Genomic DNA, 22832 nt, shown 5'->3' with positions numbered 1-22832 from the left:
TCGATCAGCTAGAATCATGTTAAACGACTTGTGATCCTACGATTTGAAGCAACATGAGTGACTATCCCTACATCTTTGACGCCGAGATCGTGAAATATGGCTTTGGAAAGGTGCTGTTTTCAGTCGTTTACGTTCCCAAGGAGATCTTGTCACGGTTCGACTTTGCGAAGACGAAGCGTTTGCGAATTGACGGCGAAATCGAAGGCGTCCGTTTCGAAGCGGCTTTGATGCCAAGAAGGGGAAATGGTATCTGATGGTTTCCAAGAAGTTGCAGAAGCTTTGCGGTGTATCGATGGGTGATCGGGTGTCGGTTTCGTTTGACATCGCTGTCCAAGACGCGATCACGGTGCCGATGGAGTTGCGGTACGCGTTGGAAGCGAACGATGCTGCTCGCGAAGTGTGGGACAGTTGGACCGCGGGCAAGCGTCGCGGTTTCTGTTACCGAGTCGACTCGGCCAAAATGGTCGAAACTCGCGAGCGACGTGTCGAAGAAGTCATTGACACGTTGATGGAGCAATCCAAGTTGTCACGGCGCACTTGAAAGGGAAGACCTATGGGCGCCACTGGTCGTTTTTAAATTTGGTGGTCAGGAATCCGGCGAATCCGCCGGGATGCGATCACTGGGCGAAACATAAGCGGACGCCATACAGCGGAATCGTCCCGCCAAGCCATTTACCGTTAGTCCATTCGCCGTGTTGTTTCGCAACGTGCTGTTTCGGTTCATCGTTTTCTTTCACGACTTTCGCCGGCCCGCCCTGATGTACACATGAATGTTGACCGCGATCAAATCGAAGCCAACCTCCGTCTGCATGTCGATCGACTCGCCGGGTTGATCGGTCCGCGCACGTTGCAAAAGCCGAAAACGATTCAAGCGACGATCGGCTACATCGAAGGTCAATGGGCCGATCGATTGCAAATTGCAAGATGAACATTGCAAATTTCAAATTGGTAAGATCGTGCCGTGGACGAAAGGGCATTGTCTGGCGATTGCGATGAAGCCGAATGATCTATCGGAACGCTTGCTGGAATTTGCTGTTCGCATGGGGAAAGTTGTCGATGCTTTGCCGGATACGCGGCTAGGGAAACACATTGCCGGACAACTTGTGCGAAGCGCAACGTCGCCTGCACCAAATATCGAAGAAGCGTGCGCAGCGGAAAGCCGTCGCGACTTCATTCACGAAGTGCGCATTGTTTTGAATGAGCTTCGCGAGACGCGATGCTGGATCAAGCTCATCATGCGATCGGATTTGCTTCCAGAAAGCAAGAATGGCTAAGCTTGCTAATGAGACCAATAAACTGTGTCGAATCCTTGGCCAATCTCTGGTAACGGTCCGCAGAAACGAAGAACGCGACAAAGCGAGAACTCGCAGAGCGTCCCAAAAATGATCGCCGTCCAATTGCCAATTTGCATTGTTCAATTTGCAATCCCGCGACCGACACCAGCTTCCTGCGCAATCCCAACTACCACCAATCCACCGATACCCCCGACACACTCGATTACCCCCGCATGACCGAAGTCACGCTGGGGGTGGCTGCGGCGATGCGACGGTTGCTTGGGTAGATCACTCGTGTGCGGTCGGACACTCCGCCGACTTGGTGGCGTTCAGTTCGATATAGCTGATCCATTGGTCCAGTACGTCGTCTTCGTAGAAGATCGCCTCGGCCGGGCACTCAGCGACGCAGGCTCCGCAGTCGATACACTCGTCGGGGTCGATATAGACCATGGGTTCGTTTTCGCTCGTGTGAAAACACTCGACCGGGCAAACCGGTAAGCAGGATTTTTCTTTGCACCCAATGCAGGGCTGAGTCACCACCATTGCCATTCTCGTGTCTCCTAAAGTGGGATAGGCTTCCAGCCTGTCGGTTTTTCCATCACAGGCAGGATGCCTATGCCACAAAGGAAGTGAGAAAGCGAGTTTGGAACCGGACACCCGCCCCGAAGAAAAGTCGAAACTTTCCGAGTCGATCACGGATCGTCCGGATCGATGGTTGCTGCGCGCGTGGAAATCAGGCGACGAGCGAGCCGCCGAAGTCCTGTTTGACCGCTACGCCATCCGCTTGGTGGCCTTGGTCGCCAGCCGTCTGAATCGTCGCTACCAGGCCTCGATTGATCCGAGCGAAGTGGTTCAGTCGGCGATGGGCAGTTTCTTCGACGCGGCCAGGCACAGTCGCATCCAGGCCAGTCGCAGTGTTTCGCTATGGCCGCTGCTAGCGACATTTGCGCGTCGAAAGATGGCTCGTTCGATTGAGCGTCAATCAGCGGCTAAGCGTGGCGGCGGTCAGAGCCGACTCTCACTCGACAGTGTCGAACGACAGGTTGCCAGCGACGACGAATCCAATGCTTACGATGAGGCAGACGCTTTTCTGACCACGTTGAAGACAGAACTACCGGAGGATCTGTTCGTGATCGTTGAGGGCCTGCTGGCCGGACAGGCGCAGCGGGAACTAGCCGAGTCGCTGGGGATCGACGAACGCACTGTTCGTCGCCGGCTGTCACGCGTTCGCCAGTTACTGGACCCGAATCCCGCTAGAGTCGAAAAATTCGCACACGTGGCAGACAGCGCGCAAGCGCTGCCGCGAGTGAACTACAACGAGTTCGTGCTCGGCAAACTGATCGGCAGCGGTGGTTTTGGAAAGGTCTACCGGGCTAGCATGCAGTCCGGCGGACGCACCGTCGTCGCTGTCAAATTCCTCCGCAAGGCGTTCTGGCAAAACGAGGGTGCTCGCGAGTCTTTCCTACGCGAGATCAACATCGCGTCACAGATCAATCATCCTGGTGTGATCCGTTACCTTGGTTTCGGCGAATCGCCGCACGGTGGCCCGTATGTCATCAGCGAGTGGATTGACGGACGCTCTTTGCAAGAAGTTAGCAGCGTCGCACCGAAGCAGATCATCGTCTGGCTACGGCAGATCTGCGAAGCCATCGGGGCCGTCCATCAAGCCGGCCTGGTCCACGGTGATCTCTCACCAAGCAACGTTCTGGTCGATGCGGACGACCGAATCACGATCACCGATTTTGGTTTCTCACAGGCATCAGCCGATTCATCGTCACAAGTCATGGGCGGAACCCTGGGCTTTGCCGCACCGGAGCAGATCGCCCCAGCTTTCGGCTCCATCAGTGTGAAGACAGACATCTACGCCATTGGCGGTTTGATCCACTGGCTGCTGTTCCGAACCCCACCCAGCACCGGTCACTGTTGTGAAGAAGCGTTGGTGGAGACTCTTTCGGGTCACGATCCAGAAGTGCCCCCAGACGAAGCAGTCCCCGAAGCACTTCTCAGCATTCTGGCGGACACACTCCGTAAATCCCCCGCGGATCGAACGATAACGGTCGCAGGCATCGTGACGAAGCTTGATTCAGCCCTCCGATCAAGATGAACTCGGGATGAGGATCCTTCCTTGGTAATGGATCGCAAAGCATGAGGCAAACTCGCCAACCGGATCAGCGACAATACGGGTGGCGATCTCTCGCACACGCTGGTCCGAAAAAGCTCGGTGATGCCGGAATTCAATAACGCCAGGTTTGACCATCGCCGCCAATGCGTTCCCCGCCGAATCGTCGTCGTAGTTCAGTCCTGGAATTCGGATGTCCCGATGTTCGGTCGTGTAAGGAAAGAAGTGGGCTGCCGTTTCGTTGGCGATCAACTTCATCAAGTAGCCTTCTTCAGCAATGGCCGCTTCGACGCAGTTCAATCCTGTGACATTCACTCGGCTTGCTCGCTCTGAAGGAGGCGGTCGCACAACTCTGCCGCAAATTCGCGAGTGAACTGGCCACGTTCAGTCAGACGTTTGATCGCTTCATGCAGACTTGAAATCTGTTCCAGATCCACGGCCGCATAGGCAGTCCCTTCCACTGGGGATCGCGTCCAGATTCCAACCGGGACGCCTTCGCTTTGGACCGCAGCGATGTACGATTCCGCATCTGGATCCGTCGGAACTCCGTGTTCGCCTACAATCTGCATCGGGAATGCGAGAAACGTGTATGGGCAAGCCGAGTCCTCAGCCCGAGTGTCGAAGCTGACAAGGGCTTCGAGAGCAATCGGACCGGTGTAAATCTCAGGCATTGCAATTCGCAGGTGATTTCGGAGAACACAGATACAGCAGTCTAACCATTGTCGCTGACCAACGTTATCTGATGTCCTTCCAACCACGTCGGTGGCTCGACTTTGCCGGCGAGTTTGCGAATCACACTCTCGGGAACCAGGGCCTCCCGATCGCGGTTCTGCTTCAGAATCTTTCGTATCGGTGGCTCCACATAGACCAGTTCCAACTCGGCGTCGTAGTCGGCGAACAATCCGGTCCAGCGTGATCGAGGCTTGCCGCATCAGGTTCGTGGCGTTCAGCGCGAACGATCGTCCGGCTCTCAAGTGTTCGCGACATCGTTCGGTAGCGAGCTGGATCACTCGTCCTTGATCGTCGGTAGGATCGACCTTGAGTTCACTTCTCATGGCGTCGAGCGAGACCACAGGCAGGTAGCAGCGATGCTGAGCGAGCCAAGTATCTTTCCCGCTGCCAGGTAACCCGCACATCATCGTCACCGTGCATTTGAAATCTTCATGGGGAACGTAGTGCAGGTTTGGTTCGTCTTGGCGAAAGTACGTGATCCGAGCATGGTCCGTCGCAAACGGATATCGCGATGCAAAACACTGGTTCTCATCGGACACCAGTTTCCAACAGTGCAGGTTCTCCTGCGGACGGCTCATCGACTCGGTATCCCGGCCTCGAGTTTCGGCAAGGGCGAACAGATACAGGAACCGATCTTCGGTCAGCCATGTCATTTTGATGACTTCACGTTCCGGCGATGTCCGCTCGAGCAGGAACGCTGGCCGGCCGTGATAGCGAACCAGTCCGCAAACCCGCTCACGCACATCGAGCGGGCACTCGATGTCTCGCAACACGCCGCGCACCAGATGTTCGCCTTTGACCGCGTGGTTCGGCGATCGCACGTGACCGGTCTCCGGATCGAGCACCGTCGTCAACGGCTTGGCCGCATCATGAAACAAAGCCGTCAGCAGCAGCACAAGCTGGTCCGTGGAATCAAGCGTGTCCCACTCATCCAATTGCGGCAACTGATCGCAAACCATCTTGGTGTGCGTCCATACGTCGCCCTCGGCATGCCACGTCGCATCCTGATTGCAATTCGCCATCGCGACCGCCCAGGCCTGCGTCTCGGCCCAGGCCAAGATCTCGTCGTGCGTCGATCGTGTGAGTTGTTGCCAGTTCATTTTCAATCTCGTTCCCTGGCTCCCGCCTGGGAACGCCCTGTTTTGCAGGCTCCCGCCTGCCGGTTTGAATCTTCGTGAGGCAGGAGCCTCCGGTGCATTGTGTCCCCAGGCGGGAGCCTAGGGACAAGGGTCACGTCCAGATATCCGCACCGTCGGCCAGCTCATTCGGCGTCATCTCTTGCTGTTGCCAATGAGTGCTTTGCTTGATCTTTTCGACAAACTCCGGCCGCACGAACTTCGCTCGCCCGGTCACGCCCGTTTCGTTCTCGGTGCGGAAATACAAACCCTCCATTCGGTCATCCGTCTGCCCGGTCAATGGATTCTCAAACTCACTTCCAAAAGCCGACGCCCCGATCAACGATTCCAGTTCGCCCTTCTTCAGCGTGCCACGATGCAGAATCGGAACCGTCTCGATCCCCGACCCATCCAGCATCTCGGTTCGCTTCTCAAGTGTCAAAAACGACTGTGAATCTTTATCGTAGATGTCAAACTCAAAGAAGTAGTGAGGCAGCTCGCGGTAGTGAATCGAGTGTCGAGCATACATCCACTCGCCGTACATGATGAATCGGCCGCCCAGAATATCTTCCAGCGTTCCACGCTTCACCATCGTCCACTGCTTGAACAAGTTGTACTGCGGGTGCATCCCCTCGGTGATCTGGTGCCCGCGACATTGCAGCATCAATTCGCCACCGGCGAAGTGGATCCCCACGTTCGTCCCGTCGATCTTCTCTTCGACAATCAACGACTGATCTGCCAGGAACGAGACCGATTCTCGTTCCCCCAGGTGTTTGTCATCGCTCGTCCCACGAGAGCCAAACAAATGCGGCGTCCGCGGATATTTCACAAAGTCGCCCCGCGAAGCGCCCATAGTTGCTCTCCTTCCAGAAATTCGACGCGAGATTGAACACAGACACACAAAGATCAGTGCGGGTTCACGTACCCTGCGGGTATAGTCTCAACCGAGTCTTCAAAATCCACACAGCTGGGTCAATCTTTTAGCACCGGTGTCGGCCGCAGGAGCATTGAAACAACTCGTTAAAAACCGAAAAAAAGAGTCCGCGTACCTTTTCTTCTCCAGCGTCTGGTTGCTTGGTAGCGAAGCGTTTCTCAAGAAATCCATCGCGATGGCTCAGTCCAGCGATACTCAGGAACGTCAACGCACGACTCGCCGTTTGAAGGCTGTCACCGGCCAAGAGATCACCACCGAAACCGCTGCCTACAATGAAGTCGACCAGGCAGGGTCCATTGGTTTTCGAAGTGCTTCCGCGGGGCGTGAGATCGCAGCACTGCTATGTCGTCGTTGGACTGGCGAGCCACTTTCCAAAAGATCGAAACGATTCGGGCTGTCTCATCCCGACAGCGCATCGAACCTTGCACGTTGGGCCAAAACACGAGAGAAGCAGTCAAAGTCCAACCGCAAAGCCATCCAAGCGATTGAGTGCAATCGAGCCTTGAAAACCGAGAACCCAGCCTGACCCCCGCGCAGCATTTTCGGTCAGGGTAAGGTAGTGCTCATCTGGAATGATCTCGCCGGGTTTGCCGGGAAAAGTGCCGAACTCTCGTTGAACAATGGCCCCACCGTTGGTGACTACATTCATCTCGCATCCGTCCGGCTTCCATGCAAAATGCCCGGTGCCGCTATGCTCCTGTCCATCGCGACGGTGCAGAGTGGACTTCGTTAAGGCGGTGCTGAATCCGCCGGCAATGACGTCTTTAAGGAATGAGTCCATCGGTGCTGTTCGTTGTGATTCGTTTGGTGGTAGACGAAATTAAACCTCAACTTCCGCCTCTGCTTCGATCTCCACGATTGATTGAAAATCGAGAACTGCTGTGCGTAGCGGCTGGTAGATGGCGATCTCTTGACCAACGATCTCGAACGTAACCGCGATCGCGTAGGTCGCGGTTTCGTCTGGATCGCGACTCCATCCCTGATGACCGCGGACGGCGATGCTCAGGTTTTCTGGCAGGGCGTTGGATTTGACCGTCGCCCAATCTTTTTGCACGGTGCCGGAATCACGCTGCACGCCGGACAATCCATGCTGCTTCATCGGGTGAACGACCCAGGGCAATTCACGGCTCTTGTCGCGGTCCGAATCATCGTCGGTGTCGAGCGCACGGTTCAGGAACGCATCGGGCGCTTCCCCCGTTTTGCTGGAAATCCAATCCATCCAAACGCCAAGGTAGCCACGCGAAGTCTGTCGCGTGCGTCGCGGCGTCGCTGAATAGGAGAGGGTGACATCGATACGAATGTCGTAGTCGGTGCCGGGCCGCCGTAGTTCCGCCGGAATCGGAATCTGGAAGACGTGGCACTGCTTGGCACCGATAACCTGGTCCGTCGACGTGGTGAAAGTCGCACGGTGCTGTGAATTTTGCGTTGCTCGCGACACGGTTGGGATGCCATAACCGAGACGCCGGATGACCTTGATTTGATCGAGCTTGGGGAGGAAGTCAGCCCAGGCGGGCCACCGTGCCGATTGCACGATCAATGCCCGATACAGCAAACACGATCCATCGGGCATCACACTCGCTAACTCGGCGGCAATCCTCGCCACTTTTGGCGCAGCGAAAGATGTTCCGACTTCGTCTTGACCGACTGCGGGTTGCCCGTGCATCGTCGAACTGACAAGAATCGGATAGGCCGACGCTCCCGCGGTCGGGAAGTCGACCCGTGATGGCGTTGAGCCGTCGGCGAGATAGTCGCCACCGTATTCGACGACCTCAGGTTTGATCGTTCCCCAAATGCCTTGGCCGCTTCGGCTGAACGCGGATGGCTCGCCGTCCTGCGACGCGAGGCTTTGCCATCCGCCAGCAGCGACCGACTCATACGCCACCGAGCCGACGGATAAGGCTTGCAGACTTTGTGCGGGGTTGGCAATTCTCGCAACGGGTTGGGAAAGGTAGTCGGGGTAGGTTCGCCCAGCGGCAATGTGCTCTTCAACGCCGATGTTGGGACTGGGATTGGAACAGCGTATGTTCCCCACGCTTTGCAAGACGAGAATATCGCGGTCATGGCAAAGCTGGTCGATCTCCGTCGCCCATGCGGACATGTGTCGGGTTCGGCACGCCAGGACGGAATTGATTGAATGATTGAAAATCCGCGTCGGTGTCTTTCCGCGATTGAAGTGCGTCACAACGTCACGGATCACAGCCGCCGGCAACATGGTGACCGGCATTTTGCAATGCTTGTTCAGCACACGAGCGTTTTGAATCCAATAGGCAAGATCAATGACGCCGGATCGCGGAACGGTTTCTCCAAACAGCACAGCACCGGTGACGCGTGTTCCATGGCCGCTCGCGCTCACGTAGTCGGCCACGTCCGTCGGGCTGGCACCGTCTAAAAAGCAACGGGAATCACTCTTCCGAATCGCCGGCTCCAGATACAGATGCGATTCCTGAATTCCGCTGTCAACGATGCAAACGTTGGGAGCATCTTCGGGTGGTGAATTAACAGTTAAAGCGGCCGTTAGCGATTCTAAATCGCGGGTCGTTTGCTGCGGTGTTTCAATGTCATCGGGCTCGGTTACTTCCCACACCCATGCATAGTTGAGGACAAAGTCACGAATCCCCTTTCCGTTGATGCGAATCCGAAGCGTAAAGCTGTCGGGCAACTCGACGGCTTTGACATCGGCGTTATCCCAGTTGCTCAAAACCTCAACATCGTACGGAGAAAGCATGGACTCGACGTCGTCCAAGCGAGAGTCTTTGAGCGCTTCCCATCTTTCATAGGCCTCCATTCGCTCATTCGTCCATTCGTTCTCTTTTCTCGCCCACGTTTCGGGTTTCCAATGCCGATTGCGTTTCGGCCGTTTGCGTATTTGCCAGTCGCCGACGCAGGCGATACTGACGTCAACGATCAGCTCCTGATCGTCTGAGATCGTCGACCATTCGCGGAACAGTTGCTCGGTCAGAATTCGCTTCAGCCGTTCTTCTTGACTCTCGTCGTTGACGAGTTCATGGATCTGAGCGATGGAAGTCGAGCCGGTTACTTGCTCGAACTCATCAAGCTTGTCTTGAATGAGTCGAAGGTTCATATCCTTCGAGACGACGATCACAAAGCCATCATCGTGCTCCGAAATGATCTCGAAGCTGAATTGGCGGCGCAGCGTATCGATATCGAAGAACTTGTCGATCCGAAGCAGCAGGGGAATGCCCTCTTCCGGTTCTGAAAGTCCCTGTGCTGATCGCTCCTGCTGGCTTTCCTGCCACCGCTCCGCAACGGCGAGCGTGGAAGACCGAAGGTTCCCGGCATGGCCGGTGCGATCTTTTCGGTTGGCGGTGGTAACCGGATCAGGCTCGATGGCTCGTTGCCCTCGAGGACGTGAATCCCCCGAACCTGTCAAAACCAACGGGAGATTGTCGAACGGTCTTTCCGGTGGTGGCATCCCTGAACCTGCTATCGCTGTTGGTCAGCTCGTTTATTTTCGTCAATTGCGGCCAGCAAAATCTGAGTGTCGACAATCTTAACGCCGCTCAACACCGCCGCCTTCGCTGCATCTCTGGCCGATTTGACGGCCATCGCGGCGGACGATCCATCGAGGTTCTTGACCGCTTTCTGCCACGACAGTTTAGCATCGCATTGAACCGCTGAAAGCGTGGCGCGAAGCAAAGCATCAATTTCGCTCTGACCTGGAAGCGGGATTTGAAAGACATCATCGAACCGACGAAACAATGCGTCGTCCAGCGAGTTTTCTAGGTTGGTTGTCGCGACCAGCAAACCCGGAGCATCGTATTCCTCCATCAGTTGCAGCAATGAATTAACGATTCGAGATGCTTCGCCAATGTCTCGCGAATTTGATCGAGACTTCGCGATGAAGTCGCACTCATCTAGCAGCAACACACAGGGCTGCTCCTTCGCCGAATCAAACACCGCACGGAGGTTGCTGGCCGATTCTCCGAAATAGGAGGAGAGCAATGCATCGAAGCGAACCTTCAACAACGGAAGCCCTGTGTTCCACGCAAGCCGCTTTGCACCGAGAGACTTCCCACATCCCGGAGGACCGTACAGGAGAATCGTCTTACGATTCTTGAGCCCATAAGCGCCTAGTCGTTCACGAGCAGCGTATTCCTGTTCGATTCTTGCGAATCGGTTCTCGATTTCCGTCGGAAGCACCATGTGATGCTCCAACTCTTCACGAGGCACAAGCGTCGCCAACAGCTCTTGATGACGACGGCTTACCGGAAGCTGCGACAGCTTTCGAGACGTGCCGCCACCGCCGCTCGCTGGTTCGGTTTGCGGACGAGGCCGACTCATGATCCCCTCGAGCTGGTTCGCCAAGCGACTGTGACCGCTTTCTCGTTCGCGGTCGATCACCTTTGCTGCGAGCTGCTCCAAATCGTCTTGCGATCCATCGGCGATTGCCCGCATGATTCGTTTCAATAGTTCGGCGTTCATGGCTTCCCTGCCTTTGTCAGCTTGGTCGATCGGTTTGTCATGCGTTCAAGCAATCGGTAGCACCATTGACCATCGAGCTTCTCTGCTTTGATGTGGTGTCCCTGCTTTCGCAAAGCTTCGATGCAACGTGAAACAGTCGCAGTCGATACACCTAGTTCATCGGCAATTTGAGGTGTCGAAAGTTGCCCAGCGGCGACCAATCCCAAAACAACGTCTAGCCGTTGCTGAATCTCAATCGCTCGCTCGTAATGAGTCATCGTGCTCTGCCAAGTTACGGGAAGTCTATCACTAAATGATAGACTGAAGCCTAGCAGACGGCTATCCATCGGTTTTCGCCCGCAAAACAGAGGCGAAGGATACGCATCAGGTGGATACCGGTTGGCAGGACGCGGAAAACGTACAGAAGCGGCTTGACTCGCGGCGGCGACTCCTTGCCGAACAGCTTCCACTGGGTCGCCGCGAAACCGAGGTAGTGATGAGCGTGATGCTTGGTGATGCAGCCCGCTGCGATCGACTTGAGTTCCTCGTGCTCCGCGCCCGCGAAGACGACCAGCGGCGAGAAGATCTGTTCGAGCACGTAGCCGTTCCGCTTCAGCATCAACGTGAAGAATTTTTCAGCGTCGTGCGTAACCAGGTCGATTTCGAGCCCGTCGTAGATCCCCTCCTTTTCGACCGTTTGATCGCCCCCTCCCCAAGAAAAACTGTCCAGGCCAACAACGGTTTCGAGTGGCAGCAAGTGAACGCCGCGCAGATCGAAGTCCGAATCGGCCGACGGAAATCCGTACAGGTGCGCACCACTGATCGTCGCAAACAGCAGCGGATAAGGGTGCGATCGAACGTGGGCGATCAGCTTGTCGTTGTCGATGATTCTGGCGTCGTTCATGGCAGGTCGGTTTCCATCGCTCGGCGTCGAGCGTCAATTAGAAATGCGATGGCGCGGTCGTAGCTGGGGCGGTCGGGGAGTCTGGTTTGCTTGAAGGCGGATTCAAATTCGATTTGCAGGTCTTTCCGCCAGCGATCGGCTTTGTCGAACGGCATTTCGCCGCGTTTGATCGTCAGCAGCCGATCGCGATGATCGCCGACGTCAACCGACACGCAGCCATGTTGCAACACGTGCGTCCCGGATAGCAACAATCGAATCAGGTGCATGACGTGCTTCCATTTCACGCGTCCTTGGTTGCGAATGTCGGTTTGCATCTTTTTGAACTGCGATGCGACGTAACCCGAATAGGTTTGAAAGACGAGCTTGGACAAGAACGCTTCGCGGATCGCGAGCAATTCGTCACCGAGCGGCGTGGTCGTTTCGACAATGGGAGAATAGAGGCATTCGAGCACGTTCGGGTTCGCCTTGAGCGCCAGCACGATGAATTTCTGCAGTTCCCAAAAAACCTCCTGCGTTTCATCGTTCTCGAGTTGCTCGGGCACTCCGTAAAGCGACCACTGCAGATCCGCGGGTGGAAGATAGACACCGCGACGGTCCGTGTCGGATGCTTCGTCTTCGAGTCCGTACGCCCGCGAACCGATCACACAACGAAAGATCACCCGCTCGTACAAACCGGAACTGGCCAGCGATGCATCGGCGTCGCGGATCGTCTGGCTTTTGAAGTCAGCAAGCCGAACGAGCTGGTCATGATGGATCGGAGCTTCCACGCCGTCACTGAACTTAACGCGATAGGCATGAGTGCGATCCACGGGCGAGCGAACGATGACGCCAACCGCACCGGCCGGATGAGCAATCCGGTCATTCGCAGCCATGACGTCCTTCTGAGCGACGACTTGCGTGCCGGGGGAATAGATCAGGGGTGTGTTTTTCATTGCAAAATCAAATGTCTAATTCGCCAAAATTGCATTCGCGAGGTTTTCGCCAAATCGCTTGACCTCGGGAGGGGCGTTTGTCGAACCGACCAGAACATCTTCGATGAACTTTTTCCATGCCGGTGTTTTTTGACAGTATTTGAACATCTCGGCATGGGATGAGTGCTCGTAGTCGGACGCGGCGATCAACTGAACTGCTGTGTCGGGATCGCACTTGTCGAGCCAGACAAGCAAGATCTGAATCGCAACCGTAAAGTAGGGACGGTCCCAGTCACCGAAACCGGAAGACTGCGTGCACCAGCAAAGAAACTGTAGAGCCGCGTTCGTTGCAGCGTCGCCAAGCTTGATGGCACTATCAACAAGCTGGATGACCGTGGAATCTTCGCCGGTGAAGCGACCTTCGTTGGCTGGTTCGGCCTCGGCTCGCAGCAACACGGCACACGAAAGCAACCGCATCCAGTGACCACGATGGCCCGTCGAACCCGGGGACCACGTCGGATCTTCTGGTTCGGACCAACGGATCAATTCAAGCACCTCTTTCGGTTCCCACTGCATCGGAGCGGGGATCGTTCCGTTCTTGATCGCCAGAAGTTGGCTGAGATGTTTGCCGGCATCTTCACCGTAGTCCGCCGCCGCAATTTCACGCAGCATCGAATCATCGACGTGACGAAAAGCCAGATGAAGAAGCGAGTCGCTAGAAGGATCGAATGGATCGAGGTAATCGAAAGACACTGAGATTGCGATGGAAAGACGTTGATTGGTTGGAATTGGAGAGACATCATTGAACGACAAACGTGACGGCAGAAGGTTCACATCTCGTCCCATCAGCGAATCTGTTGCGATGCATTGCCGTCATGCGGGTTGTCGACGTCCTTGTGGTAAAGCACATGCCGGATGAAATCGTTGACATCGGCTGGGTGCGTGAGCGAGATGACGTGCCCGCCGCCGGCAACAATCCTGTCCGGGTCTGTGTATCTCAACGGCAGCGTCCAGTCGCGATCACCATGCAAGTGGTAGATCGGGCACGAAACAACGGGATCCGAAGACCAGTCCAGTATCCTCGACAGAGACCACCGGAAGATTCGCGGATCCGAGTCGCGAAACTGACAAGCAAGACCGTAGGCAAACGGCGCGAAGCGTTTGAATCTTTTGGCGGTCATCGGCCGCGTCAGCCATTGAAGAAACCGAATCGGAATGAAGGGTATCAAGAAACGAAATGGGCGAGCACAGCGTGCATACACGGGCAGTTGAGATGGCGACTTGATGCTCCCGATCAGAATCACTGCCTGGGCGTCGACGTGCCGTGCCAAATGAAGTGCAACGATGCCGCCAAACGAGGCGCCACCGATGATGCAAGGACCGGCATCAAGCGTGTCCGCTAACCGTTTGGCGTATTCGTCGATCGACTCATCGCGGTCAGGGGGCAACCAAGCGGGACAATGCAGCCAGCGGAAACGCACCTTCTGCGGCGTGAGGATACGACCGTCCGCGGCAAGTCCGGAGAGCAGAATGAGTGGCGTATTGGTATCGGCTGGCATCGTGATCTTCGCAGCAATTCAAGTTGGAACATCGCCGACGCACCGAAACCCGAGACATCGACCGCGGGCGTCAGGGTTTCGGCCGCGGCGGTAACTGGGACGGCACAATTCAATCGGTCCGACCCAGCTTCCACCTCGTTCACTTCGCGTTCCGGTCTCAACTTCGGCGACCGGATCGAGCTGGGTGGCCGCGCCGCTCGAGTAGAAATCCGGCGAGAACCAATCGCGGCACCAATGCCAGACGGTGCCGCTCATGTGCCTGAGACCGAATCGCGATCGTCCATATTCTTGGTGTACCACCGGAATTGGCAAGCCGTCGGATTCGTACGTCTTGCCGCGTTGGTGAATCCCCGCATAAAGATGTTCCTGGTCATCGAACGATCCTGCGGCGGCGTATTCCCATTGTGCTTCGGTTGGCAAATAGCTGCGACCGTGATTCTTGGCCGCTCCGTTGCGATTTTTACAGTCGGTGCCATTCGCCCATCGCGAGTAGGCGTCTGCGGCGTACCACGAAATCAACACGACTGGCTGCATCGCTGTGCCGGGACGTGGCTTCCAATTCTGTTCGCAGCGTTGGAACTGCAAATCGGTTTCGCGATCGTCATTGGGCGAAAGAGCGATCATCATTGCGATGTCGTGTTCCTGCATGTCGACTGAGTTGAGGAACCGGCAGAAGGCAGTCACCGAGACAGGTTCGATGTCGATCAGAAATGGCGACAAGGTTGCCCGATGACATGGTCTCTCGTCATCGTGAGCACCTGCGGCATCGTTGCCAAGGGTGAAGGTATCACCTGGGATCTGAATACAAACCATCCCGTCGATCACCCGGCGGAACATCGGGAACTCGCTGGCGTCGTCAAGTTTTTCGTGCAGGCAAGACGTGTCGAAATCGGTGGTGTCGAATCTGCCACCAAGTTGCGTGAAGCCGGACTCGGGCGGCGGCACAATGCCGATGGGCTTCTTTCGCCAGCCTGCGCGAACCGGTGCCCCAGTTCCTTGGTTCAAGAAAGCAAACTCGGCGAGATCGCGAATCCTGAATGGCTGGCGAGTGAAGATCAACTTTCCAACAGGCGTCTTCGGCGTTTCGGGAATCGTGATGCCGAATTCATCTTCGGTCTCCATGATCAGCTCGATCATCTCGAGACTGTCGCAATTCAGATCCTCGATCATGCGGCTTTCCGGCTGCACTTCATCGAGGCCCATTCCGAGTTGCTGTGCAGTCACGATACAGAGTCGAGCTTCGACCTGATCCAAGTCCAGCCATTGCGAGGACGCGTTCATGAGGGTGTCTCTGCACTAGAATTCAGCAGTCCCCAAAACGGGGACGGGGACGATTGGCACGAACTCATTCCGACGGCTGGAGCACCCATTTGTAGTAGCTGTCCGAAGGCTGATCGCGATGAAAGATCAATTGCAGGTGCCGATCCAGTGAATTCACATCGGGACCACGCAGTTCGTCAGGGACCGTCGATGAATCATCCGCGTCGTACATGCCCATGGTTTCCTCGAACATGTCCATCTCGATACCGATTGTCAATTCGTCCGACTCATTCACGGCCAGATCAGCCTCTGAGTCACGGGCGTCGGAATCGCTGCGTTGCCGTGGCGGCAATTCTCGCCAAGCGTCGGGCCAATAAGACTCCGGTGGTTGGTCTTGCAGGTCGACATTGAAACCTTCGATTCGTTTTCCCCAGAGAACCAATCTCGACCCGTCCGCTTCGACACCAAACGGCAGCGGTCCAATGCCGACGATGGAGTCGCGGGGCAAACTCATCTCTTCTTGGGCGAATTGAAAAGCCTCCTCATGCGATGATGGCCAACGCCCACGGTCGATTTCGAATCGTTGGCAAACGAGCGCCAATCGTGCCAAGCGGATATTCTCCTCTGTGCGAATCACGGTCACGGCGATCGCTCTTAGCGCTGGCAGAGTCACGCCGGTCGTCATCGTTTCGACGCGTCTCCAAATGTTCGCCGACCCGAGCGTGGACTCCATGTCTGCATTGGTTTCCGCCGCCGCACGCAGGAACGTCACTGGATCGTCGGTCGGCAAGGCAAGGAATTGTTCATACCACGAAAGCGTTTCGAATTGATCGCGTGGCCCGGCAAGGCCCAGCAATTTGCGAGCGATGCCATTGGGCAGGGTCCCGTCGTCATAGATGGTAACCGCCACGACCCGTTCGCCGATCATCGCCTGACGAAAGGCTTTGTCCCAAGGAAGCGTGCGGCCCAGGTCGGTCAAAAGTCGGTCGATCTGATCGGGCTGCCATTGGCCGATTTGCGTCACACGACGCAATTCATGCAAAGCGACATTGACCACGCCCAGTCGAATCAACTGGGGCAACACCATCAATTCGCCTTGCAACGTTCGTTCCAGGGCGAACAGTTGTTCCACAGACTGCTCACTCGCGTCGATGTCGCCACGATCGATCGCGACTAGATTCTGCAACGCCAATAGGGAAGCAATTTCGTGAGCCACCCCGGCCGCTGGCGGCATGGTATCTATGCCGTCATACGTCATCGGCGTATAGATTGGTCCGGCCGATTCAAGCACCTTGGCCAGATCATGACGAAGCGTGGCCGTTTCATCGAGGAACCGACGCACCTTCTCGCGTTCGGCCCACGGCTCGCCGGCCCACATTGGTTGGCAATGTGCCTTCGCGTCGACGCGAGGCACACCGGCTATCCGATCGGGATAGCCCGAGTCGGGGCGAAACCGACCAATCACATTGCCCCATGGTTTGGCCCTTTCGGCGGCCGCCAATTGTCCACGATAGGTTTCAAGAGAGACCGGATCGATTGGCAAGCCGGCGCGGCGGACCGCTTGCTTCATGTCCGTGACGCGCGTCTTCGCTCCCCCTTGCCGGATCGCGACGACGATCAAAAGCGAGACCGTGGTTCCGATGGTAATGACGAAAAAACCGATCGCGGCTTTTTGCAAACAATCCAACCACTTGCGTTTGAGTCCGCGTGGCCGCTCCGATATAGAACTCATAAGATCGACCTCTTCCGCCTCAGGCGACTTTCATTAGCCCGCAGATTAGCAGGTTTTGGACGGGCATTGGTGCTGGCTTTCAAATTGATTTCGGGATGTTTCCATAATACGAACGCGCCGACTGATCGGAGTCCCGCGGATCCTACGATCGTTTGTCGCGCTCGCGGTAGATGGCGGATTGTTCTGGTTCGTGCTCGGCTATTTGTTTGGCAGCACCTCTCGGTGACCTGGGCGGCGATGTCTTTGCGACATCCTCGACCTCAAGTGCATTGCGTGCCGACGGTACGGAATCCGGCAAGGTAATTCGCGATCTCGACGACTTGAAAGCGTCTTATTGAATCCAGTATTTCGGATTGTCCAAGGCTTTACAACAGCGAACGGTTCCCTCGCAATTGTCCATCATTCCGGGCGTCAGCTCCGTCACCATCCAAGCATCTGCGTTTTCAGGTGGGATCGGGTAGGTTGCTTGGAGCCCCTGGGCACCTGCGGGCCGGAATCCGAACCGCGAATAGTAGTCGGGATAGCCGAGAACGAAGACGAGATCGACGCCAGATTCCTCCAACTGACGTAACCCAGCTCGAATCAAACGCCCGCCCATTCCCCGTCGTTGTCGATTCTGCACAACCGCTAGCGGTGCGAGAATCATTGCACTGACTTGGCCATCATCTGGTTCAATTTTCGCGGAGGTAAAGAGAAGGTGACCGGCGAGTGTGGTGTGCTCTTCAGCGACCAGCGACAGCATTGGCGCACCGGAAGCATCATCGAGCATCTCATCGACGAGCTTGGTGATCACTTCTGCATCGCCCACTCCAAAGGCGTTCACGTGGACCGCAAGAATTGAATCGCGATCCCGCGCCGTTGCCTTGCGAATTTTCACTTTGTTTTGCGTCATGATTGGCGGGTCAAGAGTACGAGAATGCAACTGACGTCCTCGATGAGGTTGGTGCCGGCTTCGCGTGCCGATTCACTGGCCTGCTGGTCTTGGGATCCGGATTGCATCCAGATGGACTCACGCCGGCTGCGATCGCGTTGGCGACGACATGGCGAACGACTTCTGGTGGCATGATAGTCGACCGTGACTTGGGGATGATAAGTAGGTCTTCGATTCTCGGATAAGCCTTGTGTCCTTCGATCTCCCCGGTGACCGGGCTGAGCAAATAGCGCCACATTCCCATCCTATCGTCACCGCTTGTCTTCTCCCCATGCTCTTGCCGCCTCGCGTGCGATGGTTGAGGAAGGGTTTCGACCGTTGGCCCTAAACTTTGCAAACGGCGTTGAACCGGGTGGTGGTTTCCTGCGAGGTGCAACTGCCCAAGAAGAGACGCTCTGTCGGTCGAGTGCGTTGTACGCGACGTTGTTTGGCGATCCGATGTATGACTTCCATCGCGATCACGATCCAGCCGCATCGAGTGACTGGGCGATCCTGTCGCCGAAAGTTCCTGTTTTCCGCGATGATGCAGGGATGGAACACGAGAAACCCTGGCCGCTCAGTTTCTTGACGTGCGCAGCGCCGTACGCTCCGGAACTTGGTCGATTGGTTGCAGAGCGGATGCTTCGCAAGCGGATTCATCGAGTATTGCAGATCGCCCGAACCTACGGTTACGAGTCGCTCGTTTTGGGAGCTTGGGGATGCGGTGTGTTCGCAAACGATCCGCTGCAAACAGCATCCGATTTCCGCGAAGCACTCGAAAGTGACTTTCACGGAGCGTTTTCTCGCGTGATCTTTGCGATTACCGATTGGTCGGAGCAGCGAAAGTTCTTACGTCCGTTCTGCGACGTCTTTTCGGAAGTTTGACTCTCCGGGACGATACCGTTGAGCACCACGCGAGAAGGAGAAATCGAAACGATGCAGATTGACTCTGACAAACCGCTTGCGGTAGTGACGGACAAGCGTTCGTTCGTTGTCGAAGACTGATCAATCACCGCACTCTCAGCCATTGGCGACTCAATTTTCACTCTGGTTTCGCGAATCAACCTTTCGCAAGAATGCCTTCATCTTGGTCGGTTTGTTGGTGTGGAACATCCGAACGCCGGCACGAATTAGTTCTTGCCAGTCTTGTTCGGTTCCCTCTGCATGGGCCTCGACCAGCATTCCTTGATCGGTTGCGTAGCGGATTAATTTCAGGGTCTCGGGATTCGTGGGATCGTTTTTGTTCACGTTCACCTGGATGCGTGAAGGATCGAACCGCTTCTGAATGTCGTCCACCTGCTTCGTGCTGGAGACCATAAACATCAGCAGGTCGCGGGTGTACGGCATACCGTCGGCTCGGTATTCGGCATAGAGATTCGCATCGCGGTAGGGCACGCGAAAAATGATCCCGACGGTCGCGTCATGACGGTTGACGATTGCCATGATCTCTTTGAAGTACTGATTCACCCCTGGCTTCAAATCTGCCTTGAAAACAACGCGGCCTTTTCCCTCGACCAGGAATTCATCCAACGTGGCAACGCGATGTTCAGAAACGGTGCGATCGCGAAATCTCTTGTTGAGCTTGTTCAGATCGGACAGGTCGAGATCGCATACCGCACCGGTGCCCGTGGTCTCGCGGTCGATCGTGGCATCGTGCATGATCACGAAACGACCGTCCTTGGTTCGTTGAATGTCGGTCTCGTAAAGCCCAAATCCTTTGCTCTGACAGTTGCGAATATTGGCAACGGAATTTTCGGGTGCGTTGTCGGACTTGTCTTTCTCGTAGCCGCCCCGGTGCGCTGCAATGTGGACTGTGTTGGGCTGGACTCCGGTCGCTTCCGCGTCAACTCCCGATACCTGAAACGCAACGTCTTGCGGAGTCGGCTTTTCGGCGAAGCCGGGAGTCGCCAGGTGGAGGAAAAGCAATGCCGCTGGTGCGAGGATTGTAGGAGGTGCACACCGCGAATTCGTGGGAGATCTTTTCTTCACTGTGCTGCTTTTCGGTTCAGTGGCGCGGGGATGCATTTGCGTATGGATGGCAAGTGTAGCGAAACACGCATTCTGGTTGATCCAGGTGAGCGGGTGGCTGGACTTCACGATGCTAAGCAACGAGCGATCACTAAGTGTCGTTTCTTTCTTCCCCCTCTCTCTAACTCTCTCCCCCCGCAAACCGCTGCGCGGCGGGGGCGAGATGACTTTCATCGCGAAACTGATTGATCGCTCGTTGCTAAATGGCGTTGGCTACTTAACGAACGTGTTTTTGCAAGTAGGCGTTGAGCGTTTCGGCAATTTGCTTCGCCTTCGCCTCATCTTCCGTTGAAGGTTTCTGCGCTGCGAATCCGCCCATGCCACCGCCGAATCCGAACGAGTTTATCGTCTGGATTCGCGTCCATTCAGAATCAGATTTGGCGATTTTTAGAATGACCGTCGGCGCCTGTTCCCAGCTGGACATATAGTTGTGAAGACACTGAATCAAAGCGTCCAAGGAATTCGGCAGTGTTGTTGCTGCGCGAATCTCGTCTAATCGATCGATCCAAATTTCGCTTGAGCCAAAGAGACTGTTGGCCAAGTTAATCGGCGTTTGCCAACTGTCCCCTCGATCGGTTGCATGCGCCGGCTGCTTGGAAATGGCTGCCACATCGAGCTCGAGTCCTCGATTGGCAGCAAATTGGACAAGCGGAAGCCCATACAGCACGATGAAGTTTGCGGCGAACTTTCGTTGATCAGCTGAGAGCGATTCGTATTGAAAAAGCGAATCTAACTCGGATGCCGACGGGCCGTGAAACGGTGCAAGCAACGCCTGAAATCGCAATACCACAGGAATCTCTACACCGATCTCGTCGGCGACGGAAACGTAGGTTTTTTGAAGTGTGGGCGGCCAGGGATGTTTTTGAATGGCAAGCCAGAATTCTGCTTTCGCTAGTTGAGTAGCTTCGTTGTTCTCGATCGCGCTGGACACCTGTTGATCGACATTCAATAGCAACTCCTCGTCGATCATCCAATCAAAAACGTCCGCACGGTTCCAAATTTCCGGCAGCCACTGCCTGATGCCCATGATTTCGTCGGCCGAAATGATCTTGAAATCCGCCAACCTCATCAGATCCTCGCGGAAGCGTTGTATATTCCGTTCTTGAATGGTTTGGTCCTGAAACTGCCTGTCCAGAGGTAGCGATGGACGGGCGCTTTGATAAACGTTGACGGCATTGATGAGATCATTGGCCGTCTCTGGCTTTACTCCGTTGCGACTTGAAAAGCCACGAATCAGGTTGTTCGCGCCGAGCATCGCAATCGACTGATCGGTTCCATCGGTAAACTCGCGGACGGCGGCTTCAGCCGTTGCCTGTTCAGGCAAATGACGGTAAGCATTTTGAGACGCCTCCATGAATTCTCCGGATGGCGAACCGGTACCGAAGCGCCAACCGCCATAGCGACGAGCGGGAATGAACATCGCCTGAACCAGGTCAACGTCGGATGGCTCGACGACCCGGCCGACTGCTTCAAGCGACTCGACAAGGGTTGGAATGTCCAATTCGCTGTCCAGGCGTAGAAGGTGCTCACGAACCGTTTTGCCTTTGTAGATTGCGTTCAGTTTGTCAGGCGAGATATCCGTCAAAGCGTTCGGTAGCACAGAACCTTGATGTTGTTGGTTCGCCAATCCCGTGATTGGGCGCTCTAGAATTTTCACCTTGGCGTCATCTTGATCCGTTTCAACCGTCACTGTGCCGCGGGAGCTTTTCACTTCGATTAGCCAGCCCGCCAGTGCCAAGGAAAGCACGCCTCCAAAGAATCCGCCGGCAATAGCCTTCCATGTGCCTCGGTTTGGCGGCACTCGAATGGAAGTCGGTGTTGCCGATGCTTGCCCAGGATCACGCGATTTGTCGTTGACCTTCCCCGCCGTCGTCACTCTCGCGAGCACTCGAAGATTGGGCTCGGCGTGGTGACGTAGCGCTTTAATGATCGCATCGGAGTCACCCGGACGTTCGGCAGGATTGAGGGATAACAAACCAGCGATCAGGTCGCGAATTTCCGCGGGCAAATTGTCTTCGAAAGCCTCGTTCGGCTCCCAGGGTGTACTCGCCTTTGCCATCATCAGAGAAGTCAAGCCGGTCTGGGCGGCGTGGGGATGCGTAATCGTTCCAGTCAGCATTCGGAACATGCTCGAACCCAACGCATACCAATCCACCGCGACGGAAGGGGGATGTCCCGCAAGCTGTTCGGGCGCTGCGTATGCTACCGTCCCGACAAGATCGCCAACGGTCGTCAGCCGGTCATCGCCGATGCCAAGTGTCGTGGCGGCAGCCAAACCAAAATCGAGAATCTTCGTCTCGCCTTCGCACGTGATCATGATGTTGGCGGGCTTTACATCGCGATGGATCAGATTGGCTGAGTGAATGGCGGCGATCGCGGATGCCGCATCCGCTGCGATCCGACATACCACACCAAGAGGCAAGGTCGGTCGTGCTTGCAGGACGTCAGCCAAGTCCATTCCATCGACGTACTGCATGACAAGATACCGCCAACTTTCATGGCTGCCCGCGTCTGTTGCGGTAACGACACCTGGGTGATCAATGGCGGCAAGCGACTGAACTTCGCGATCAAACCGCTGCTGCCCCGAGCGACGTGGCAATAGTTTGATTGCACATAGCCGATTCAAAGTCTGGTGACGCGAAAGATAGACGGTCCCCATACCGCCTCGTCCAAGCGGACGGATCAATTCATAGGGCCCAATTCGGTCGATCGGAGGGAAGACCGATGAGAGTTCAGGTGGGCGATTTAGCGAGGAAACGCAGGCAACCATTGCGGCCGATAGGTCTGGCTCATCCAAGAACTGTCGATCAATGGGGCCTCCGAATCGTTTTACCCATTCATCTGACTCTGGCAGTGTTTCAAGCCGACCGCGACATTCTGAACAGTCGTTCAAATGCAAAGCGACGCTATTGAACGACTCGCTATCTAACGA

General features: G+C 55.8%; 22 protein-coding genes and 2 pseudogenes. 7 read left to right on the top strand and 17 right to left on the bottom strand.

The genetic code is table 11. The annotated features are described in order from the left end of the window. Positions 1 to 53: 53 nt before the first annotated feature. From K227x_RS31205 to K227x_RS16145, 5 genes and pseudogenes are all read left to right on the top strand, one after another. Positions 54 to 254, top strand: a complete 201-nt coding sequence (locus K227x_RS31205; RefSeq protein WP_246145847.1) for a hypothetical protein — start codon at positions 54 to 56, stop codon at positions 252 to 254. Further along, positions 254 to 541, top strand: coding sequence for a YdeI/OmpD-associated family protein (locus tag K227x_RS31200; protein ID WP_246145846.1), 288 nt, complete (start codon positions 254 to 256; stop codon positions 539 to 541). Before K227x_RS31205 ends, K227x_RS31200 begins: the two co-directional genes overlap by 1 nt. Before the next feature lie 225 nt (positions 542 to 766). Beyond that, positions 767 to 904, top strand: a pseudogene (locus K227x_RS16155) (peptidase M28); the annotation flags it as partial. A gap of 52 nt (positions 905 to 956) precedes the next feature. Then, positions 957 to 1274 (top strand): four helix bundle protein, encoded by a 318-nt coding sequence (locus K227x_RS16150; protein WP_246145844.1) that lies wholly within the window; start codon positions 957 to 959, stop codon positions 1272 to 1274. Between the two features lie 131 nt (positions 1275 to 1405). After that, entirely contained in the window at positions 1406 to 1561 is a 156-nt protein-coding gene (locus tag K227x_RS16145) for a hypothetical protein (RefSeq protein ID WP_449314261.1), read from the top strand. Between the two features lies 1 nt (position 1562). Here K227x_RS16145 and K227x_RS16140 read toward each other — a convergent pair whose 3' ends face one another. Further along, the gene (locus tag K227x_RS16140; protein WP_391540454.1) at positions 1563 to 1817 is read right to left on the bottom strand and encodes a 4Fe-4S dicluster domain-containing protein; all 255 of its coding nucleotides are present in this window, start codon (positions 1815 to 1817) and stop codon (positions 1563 to 1565) included. 100 nt (positions 1818 to 1917) lie between these two features. Here K227x_RS16140 and K227x_RS16135 point away from each other — a divergent pair, with 100 nt between their 5' ends. Further along, positions 1918 to 3378, top strand: coding sequence for a protein kinase domain-containing protein (locus K227x_RS16135; RefSeq protein ID WP_145171027.1), 1461 nt, complete (start codon positions 1918 to 1920; stop codon positions 3376 to 3378). Here K227x_RS16135 and K227x_RS16130 read toward each other — a convergent pair. The 14 genes and pseudogenes from K227x_RS16130 to K227x_RS16065 form a co-directional block, all read right to left on the bottom strand. Beyond that, a complete protein-coding gene (locus K227x_RS16130) occupies positions 3370 to 3708 on the bottom strand; it encodes a hypothetical protein (protein ID WP_145171025.1) in 339 nt (112 codons plus the stop codon). The genes K227x_RS16135 and K227x_RS16130 overlap by 9 nt on opposite strands. Continuing rightward, positions 3705 to 5225, bottom strand: coding sequence for an AAA family ATPase (locus K227x_RS16120; protein WP_218933297.1), 1521 nt, complete (start codon positions 5223 to 5225; stop codon positions 3705 to 3707). The genes K227x_RS16130 and K227x_RS16120 overlap by 4 nt, the downstream gene beginning before the upstream one ends. Positions 5226 to 5355: 130 nt before the next feature. Then, positions 5356 to 6093, bottom strand: a complete 738-nt coding sequence (locus tag K227x_RS16115) for an RNA ligase family protein (RefSeq protein ID WP_145171021.1) — start codon at positions 6091 to 6093, stop codon at positions 5356 to 5358. A gap of 535 nt (positions 6094 to 6628) precedes the next feature. Then, a complete protein-coding gene (locus tag K227x_RS16110; RefSeq protein ID WP_145171019.1) occupies positions 6629 to 6955 on the bottom strand; it encodes a hypothetical protein in 327 nt (108 codons plus the stop codon). Positions 6956 to 6994: 39 nt separating this feature from the next. Next, the gene (locus K227x_RS16105) at positions 6995 to 9571 is read right to left on the bottom strand and encodes a S8 family peptidase (protein ID WP_246145843.1); all 2577 of its coding nucleotides are present in this window, start codon (positions 9569 to 9571) and stop codon (positions 6995 to 6997) included. Positions 9572 to 9618: 47 nt separating this feature from the next. Next, positions 9619 to 10617, bottom strand: a complete 999-nt coding sequence (locus K227x_RS16100; RefSeq protein ID WP_145171015.1) for an AAA family ATPase — start codon at positions 10615 to 10617, stop codon at positions 9619 to 9621. Further along, the gene (locus tag K227x_RS30640; RefSeq protein WP_218933296.1) at positions 10614 to 10874 is read right to left on the bottom strand and encodes an HTH domain-containing protein; all 261 of its coding nucleotides are present in this window, start codon (positions 10872 to 10874) and stop codon (positions 10614 to 10616) included. Before K227x_RS30640 ends, K227x_RS16100 begins: the two co-directional genes overlap by 4 nt. Before the next feature lie 101 nt (positions 10875 to 10975). Next, positions 10976 to 11500, bottom strand: a pseudogene (locus K227x_RS16095) (nucleotidyltransferase domain-containing protein); the annotation flags it as partial. Next, positions 11497 to 12432 (bottom strand): nucleotidyltransferase domain-containing protein, encoded by a 936-nt coding sequence (locus K227x_RS16090; RefSeq protein WP_145171013.1) that lies wholly within the window; start codon positions 12430 to 12432, stop codon positions 11497 to 11499. The gene K227x_RS16090 and the pseudogene K227x_RS16095, both read right to left, overlap by 4 nt. A 15-nt stretch (positions 12433 to 12447) precedes the next feature. Continuing rightward, positions 12448 to 13164: a hypothetical protein gene (locus tag K227x_RS16085; protein WP_218933295.1), complete on the bottom strand. Its 717-nt coding sequence runs from the start codon at positions 13162 to 13164 to the stop codon at positions 12448 to 12450. Between the two features lie 92 nt (positions 13165 to 13256). Continuing rightward, positions 13257 to 13970, bottom strand: coding sequence for an alpha/beta fold hydrolase (locus K227x_RS16080; RefSeq protein ID WP_145171009.1), 714 nt, complete (start codon positions 13968 to 13970; stop codon positions 13257 to 13259). Between the two features lie 18 nt (positions 13971 to 13988). After that, entirely contained in the window at positions 13989 to 15251 is a 1263-nt protein-coding gene (locus K227x_RS16075; RefSeq protein ID WP_145171007.1) for an SUMF1/EgtB/PvdO family nonheme iron enzyme, read from the bottom strand. Between the two features lie 64 nt (positions 15252 to 15315). Continuing rightward, positions 15316 to 16962 carry a hypothetical protein gene (locus tag K227x_RS16070; protein ID WP_145171005.1) on the bottom strand — a complete coding sequence of 549 codons (1647 nt, stop codon included), beginning with the start codon at positions 16960 to 16962 and terminating at the stop codon, positions 15316 to 15318. A gap of 331 nt (positions 16963 to 17293) precedes the next feature. Then, entirely contained in the window at positions 17294 to 17854 is a 561-nt protein-coding gene (locus K227x_RS16065) for a GNAT family N-acetyltransferase (RefSeq protein WP_145171003.1), read from the bottom strand. Positions 17855 to 18211: 357 nt separating this feature from the next. On the opposite strand from K227x_RS16065, the gene K227x_RS16055 reads away from it, so the two are divergent. Continuing rightward, positions 18212 to 18757, top strand: a complete 546-nt coding sequence (locus K227x_RS16055) for a TIGR02452 family protein (RefSeq protein WP_218933294.1) — start codon at positions 18212 to 18214, stop codon at positions 18755 to 18757. A gap of 150 nt (positions 18758 to 18907) precedes the next feature. Here the strand turns inward: K227x_RS16055 and K227x_RS16050 are convergent, their stop codons facing one another. Together K227x_RS16050 and K227x_RS16045 are read right to left on the bottom strand one after the other, a co-directional pair. Then, positions 18908 to 20074, bottom strand: a complete 1167-nt coding sequence (locus K227x_RS16050; RefSeq protein ID WP_145171001.1) for a glycerophosphodiester phosphodiesterase family protein — start codon at positions 20072 to 20074, stop codon at positions 18908 to 18910. Positions 20075 to 20117: 43 nt separating this feature from the next. After that, a complete protein-coding gene (locus K227x_RS16045) occupies positions 20118 to 22559 on the bottom strand; it encodes a serine/threonine protein kinase (protein ID WP_246146853.1) in 2442 nt (813 codons plus the stop codon). Positions 22560 to 22832: the final 273 nt, after the last annotated feature.

The organism is Rubripirellula lacrimiformis (assembly GCF_007741535.1).
Lineage (GTDB): Bacteria > Planctomycetota > Planctomycetia > Pirellulales > Pirellulaceae > Rubripirellula > Rubripirellula lacrimiformis.
The sequence above is the reverse complement of the archived record's forward strand: the minus strand, read 5'-3'. Positions and strand labels throughout refer to the sequence as shown.

Excerpts from the sequence above, each read along its gene's own strand:
- K227x_RS16115 (WP_145171021.1), bottom strand. The coding sequence starts at position 6,093 with ATGGGCGCTTCGCGGGGCGACTTTGTGAAATATCCGCGGACGCCGCAT.
- K227x_RS16100 (WP_145171015.1), bottom strand. The coding sequence starts at position 10,617 with ATGAACGCCGAACTATTGAAACGAATCATGCGGGCAATCGCCGATGGA.
- K227x_RS16140 (WP_391540454.1), bottom strand. The coding sequence starts at position 1,817 with ATGGTGGTGACTCAGCCCTGCATTGGGTGCAAAGAAAAATCCTGCTTA.
- K227x_RS16090 (WP_145171013.1), bottom strand. The coding sequence starts at position 12,432 with ATGAAAAACACACCCCTGATCTATTCCCCCGGCACGCAAGTCGTCGCT.
- K227x_RS16120 (WP_218933297.1), bottom strand. The coding sequence starts at position 5,225 with ATGAACTGGCAACAACTCACACGATCGACGCACGACGAGATCTTGGCC.
- K227x_RS30640 (WP_218933296.1), bottom strand. The coding sequence starts at position 10,874 with ATGACTCATTACGAGCGAGCGATTGAGATTCAGCAACGGCTAGACGTT.
- K227x_RS16065 (WP_145171003.1), bottom strand. The coding sequence starts at position 17,854 with ATGACGCAAAACAAAGTGAAAATTCGCAAGGCAACGGCGCGGGATCGC.
- K227x_RS16050 (WP_145171001.1), bottom strand. The coding sequence starts at position 20,074 with ATGAAAGTCATCTCGCCCCCGCCGCGCAGCGGTTTGCGGGGGGAGAGA.
- K227x_RS16070 (WP_145171005.1), bottom strand. The coding sequence starts at position 16,962 with ATGAGTTCTATATCGGAGCGGCCACGCGGACTCAAACGCAAGTGGTTG.
- K227x_RS16080 (WP_145171009.1), bottom strand. The coding sequence starts at position 13,970 with ATGCCAGCCGATACCAATACGCCACTCATTCTGCTCTCCGGACTTGCC.
- K227x_RS16045 (WP_246146853.1), bottom strand. The coding sequence starts at position 22,559 with ATGGGGACCGTCTATCTTTCGCGTCACCAGACTTTGAATCGGCTATGT.
- K227x_RS31200 (WP_246145846.1), top strand. The coding sequence starts at position 254 with ATGGTTTCCAAGAAGTTGCAGAAGCTTTGCGGTGTATCGATGGGTGAT.
- K227x_RS16110 (WP_145171019.1), bottom strand. The coding sequence starts at position 6,955 with ATGGACTCATTCCTTAAAGACGTCATTGCCGGCGGATTCAGCACCGCC.
- K227x_RS31205 (WP_246145847.1), top strand. The coding sequence starts at position 54 with ATGAGTGACTATCCCTACATCTTTGACGCCGAGATCGTGAAATATGGC.
- K227x_RS16075 (WP_145171007.1), bottom strand. The coding sequence starts at position 15,251 with ATGAACGCGTCCTCGCAATGGCTGGACTTGGATCAGGTCGAAGCTCGA.